This is a genomic window from Dyella sp. (genome assembly GCF_035277725.1).
In the GTDB taxonomy this organism is placed as follows: Bacteria; Pseudomonadota; Gammaproteobacteria; order Xanthomonadales; family Rhodanobacteraceae; genus Dyella_B.
This window is the reverse complement of sequence record NZ_DATEJY010000077.1, coordinates 1-4,660: the sequence shown is the minus strand read 5'-3', so window position 1 is coordinate 4,660 and position 4,660 is coordinate 1. Positions and strand designations below refer to the sequence as shown.

The 4,660-nt window shown below is 61.8% G+C and carries 1 protein-coding gene; it reads left to right on the top strand.

Annotation, left to right across the window (positions count from 1 at the left end; translation table 11 throughout):
- A partial coding sequence (locus VJR68_RS07595) for a non-ribosomal peptide synthetase (RefSeq protein ID WP_324147057.1) occupies positions 1 to 4,660 on the top strand: 4,660 nt, incomplete at both ends.

Below are 4,660 nucleotides of genomic sequence, written 5' to 3'. Positions count from 1 at the left end.
TCAATCGCGTGCGGAGCAGGATCGTCATGTGGCGCACTGGATCGAAACACGCAAACGCCATGTGTTCGAGTGGGAACAGGGCCCGCTGTTCCATATCCACATCTTCCGCCGCACCGAGGACAGCTTCGAGTTCGTGATCAGTTTCCACCACGCGGTGCTCGATGGCTGGAGTCGTGCGGCGCTGACCACGGCGCTGTATCAGCATTACGAACGCCTGCTGTCGGGCCAGTCGCTGGCACCGATCGAGACGGATCGGACCTACCGCGACTTCATCGCGCTGGAGCAGCAAACCCTGGCCGATCCGCAGGCCAAGGCGCATTTCGCCGCGCTGCTGGAAGATGCCCCGGGCCTGCAGCTGCCTCGCCTGACGATCGCCGCGACGGGGTACGCACATGCCCGTCATCAGATCGAGGGGTTTGCACAACACGGCGAGGCCTTGTTAGCGCTGGCGCGGCAATTGGGCGTGTCCGTACAGATCCTGTTGCTGACCGCACACCTGAAGGTGCTGGCGTTGTTCGGCGGTCAATCACGCGTGCTCACCTGTGCGACCTATAACGGCCGCCCGGAACAATTAGGCGCCGAGCGTGGCCTGGGTCTGTTCCTCAACTCCCTCCCGCTTTGCCTGACGCTGGCTCCCGGCAGCTGGAAGGACCTGATCCTGCAGGTGGCCGAGCAAAACACCGCCAACCTGGCGTATCGGCGGTATCCGTTGGCGCAAATCCAGCAGGACAGCGGCCGTACGTTTTCCGAAGTGCTGTTCAACTTCACGCATTTCCATGTCTACAACGACATTGCACAAGGCGAAGGGCAGACGCTTCAGGCCCTGGCTTCGAGCGGATTCGAGCAAACCAATTTCGATTTGCTGGTTACCGCATCGTGTTCGGGCCTCGACGAAGCGATGCTGGTGGCGCTGGTGTACAACGCCGAAGTATTGGATGCCCCGCTGATCAACCGCTTCGGCGCCTATTACAAACGGGCCATCGAGGCAATGCTGGCCGATCACCAGGCGCAGCATGAGGCCTGCATTCTGTTGAACGAGGCGGAGCAGCACTATCTGTTGCATACCTTGAATGCGACAACGCAGGACTATCCGCATGATGCGTGCCTGCATGAACTGGTTGAAGCGCAGGTGGCGCGCACTCCCGACTCGATCGCCCTGGTTTATGAAGGCAGCACGCTGACGTATCGCGAGCTGGACACCAAAGCCAATCAACTGGCGCACTACCTGCGCACGCACGGCGTCGGTCCGGATGGCCTGGTGGGCCTGTGCGTGGAGCGCTCGCTGGAGATGATGATCGGCATCCTTGGCATCCTGAAAGCGGGCGGTGCGTACGTGCCGCTGGATCCGAGCTATCCGAGCGAACGCCTGGCCTACATCCTGGAGCACAGCGCACCGGTGGCGGTGCTGATGCAGGCCCATCTGGAGGATCGCCTGCCGGCGATGGCAGTGCCGGTATTACGCCTGGATGCAGATGCGGACGTCCTGGCTGCATACCCGACCACGCCGCTGGCGAAACAGGTGCTCGGACTGCGGCCCGACCATCTGGCCTATGTGATCTATACCTCCGGCTCCACCGGCAAGCCCAAGGGCGTGATGGTGGAACACGCGAACGTGGTGAACCGCCTATGGTGGGGGCGGCAGACATACCACCTGCACAGCGATCATTACGTTTTGCAGAAAACTCCCTATGGCTTCGACATTTCCGTGTGGGAGCTGCTGCAGCCGCTGATTTCGGGCGCGCGGCTGGTGATGGCGCGGCCGGGCGGTCATATGGATCCTCAGTATCTGGCCGAGATCATTGAGCGGGAACGCGTCACGCTGATGCATTTCGTGCCGTCGATGCTGCAGGCTTTCCTGGACCACGCGCCGCTCGAGCGTTGCCATAGCCTGCGCTGCGTGGTGTCCGGCGGCGAAGCCTTGCCCCCGGCGCTGCAGGCGCGTTTTTTCGCGCAGCTTCCTTGGGTGGCGTTGCACAACCTCTACGGTCCGACCGAAACGGCGATCGAGATCACCGCCTGGGTTTGCCGTAACGATCTGCATCCGGGCATCGTGCCGATCGGCCGTCCGATCGCCAATGCGCAGGCTTACATCCTGGACCAGCATCGACACCCGGTGCCGATGGGCGTTCCCGGCGAGCTTTATCTGGGGGGCGCCGGGGTTGCGCGCGGCTATCTCCATCGCCCGGATCTGACAGCGGAACGCTTTGTCGAGGATCCCTTTGCCGCACAGCCGGGCAAACGGCTGTATCGGACCGGCGACCTTTGCCGCTGGCTGCCCGATGGAGTGATCGAGTACCTGGGCCGCAACGACTTTCAGGTGAAGATCCGTGGTTTCCGCATCGAGCTGGGCGAGATCGAGCAGCAGTTGAGCCACATGCCCGGGGTGACCGCGGTCGTGGTGATGGCGCGCGAAGACGAGCCCGGCCAGAAGCGGCTGGTGGCCTACCTCACCTTGGATGCTACGCAGGCTGGGCGCAGCCACAATGAAATCACCGCTTCGTTGCGCGACGCCTTGCGAGCCCAGTTACCCGATTACATGGTGCCTGCAGCATTCGTGTTCCTGGATGCGCTGCCGCTGCTCTCCAATGGCAAGGTCGATCGCAGGCAATTGCCGGTACCGGACATGTTGGCGACGACTTCGGTATACATGGCGCCAACCACCGGGACGGAAGTCGACTTGGCAGCGATATGGGGTCGTCTGCTCAAGCTCGATCCTGCCGGTATCAGCGCCACGGCGAATTTCTTCGAACTGGGCGGCAACTCCTTGCTGTCGGTGCGACTGGTGGCGCAGATTCGTGATCGCTGGCAAGCCGAACTGCAAGTGCGTGACATCTTCGACGCCGCCGACCTGAGTTCGATGGCGGGTCTGATCGAGTCCAGACGCGATACGGCGGCACATCCGCGCATCGTGCCATTCGCTCGCCACGGCGAGCTCGCACCCACATCCTTTGCCCAGCAGCGCCTGTGGTTCGTCGACCAGTTGGGCGGGAGCGTGCACTACAACATGCCCGGTGCCTGGCGCATCCAGGGCGCATTCGATGAACGCATCGCCGAGCGCGTTCTTCAGCGCATCATCGAACGTCATGAATCCATGCGCACGGTGTTCATCAATGGTGAACACGGGCCGCAGCAGAGGATCCGCAGCAGCTTTACGTTCGCCCTGGCTCAAGTGGATATTCAGGCCGCGCCGCTCGCGGCGCGGCCACAGGCGGTGCAGGCGATCATCGACGCCGATGCGCGCAAGCCCTTCGATTTGGGCACGGACCTGATGCTGCGTGCAACCTGCATGCGTCTGGCTCCGCAGGAAGTCGTGCTGCTGGTCACCATGCACCATATCGCCTCCGACGGCTGGTCGATGGGTGTGCTGATGCGCGAATTCGTCCAGCTCTACGACGCCTACGTACAAGGCCTGGACGATCCGCTGCCTCCCTTGGATATTCAATATGTCGATTACGCCCAATGGCAGCGCAGCTGGCTAAAGGATGAGGTGCTCGACAAGCTGTTGGGTCACTGGTCTACCCAGCTTTCCGGTGCACCACCTGTGCATGCGCTGCCCATGACGCACGCACGTCCTGCCAGACAGAGCCATGCGGGCGCGGTCTATCGGCAGCAAGTGGAAACGACCTTGGGCAGTGAGCTCAAGCTGCTGAGCCAGCGCCAGAACGTCACCTTCTTCATGCTGATGCAGACGGCGTTTGCGTTATGGGTAAGCCGCCTCAGTCATGAGTCTGACGTAGTCATCGGCACGCCTGTCGCAGGCCGATCTCATAAGGAACTGGACGCTTCGATCGGCTTTTTCGTGAATAACCTGGCTTTGCGCTGCCGGTTTGACGCCAATGTGCCGTTTTGCGATGCATTGGCGGCGCAAAAGCAGACGATCCTGCAAGCGTACGTGCATCAGCACGTGCCTTTTGAAATGCTGGTAAGTCATCTCAAGGCACAGAGAAATGCCAGTCACGAGCCCATTTTCCAGCTGGTTTTCGGCCTGGGATTGAATGGCGACGTCGATACATCGTTCGCGCTGCCGGATCTGCGGGTATCTGCGATGCCGCGGGAATCGACCCCGGCCAAGGTGGATCTGGAGCTGACCGTGATCGAGCAGGCCGATCGGCTGGAGATCTGCTGGACGTATCGCACCGATCTGTTCGATGAAAAGCTGATCAGCGAATTCGCTCGGAGCTATGCCCAGCTGTTGCGGCAAATCGTGATGAATCCGCATCGCGGCATTTTTGAATACGCGCTGTTGGATGGTGAGCGTCACGATCAGTTGCTGGCAGCAGGGCAAGGGGCGCTCAAGCCCTATGCGCAAGATGCGTGCATTCACACGCAGTTCGAAGCGCAAGTCGCGCGCACGCCGGCGGCCATCGCGGTGCAGTACGCAGGGCAGGCGCTGACCTACGCACAACTCAACGACAAGGCCGACCGCCTGGCGCGTTACCTGGTGGACGCGGGCGTGACCCACGAGGCGCGTGTGGGCATCCATCTGTCACGCTCATTGGAGCTGATGATCGCGGTGCTAGGCGTACTCAAGGCCGGTGGCGCGTATGTGCCGCTGGAGCCGGGGCTGCCGAAGGATCGCTTGAGCTACATGGTGCAGGACGCCGGCATCGGTTGGGTGGTGGTGGCGTCTTCGGCGCTGGAAGGGTTGCCCTTGCAGGGC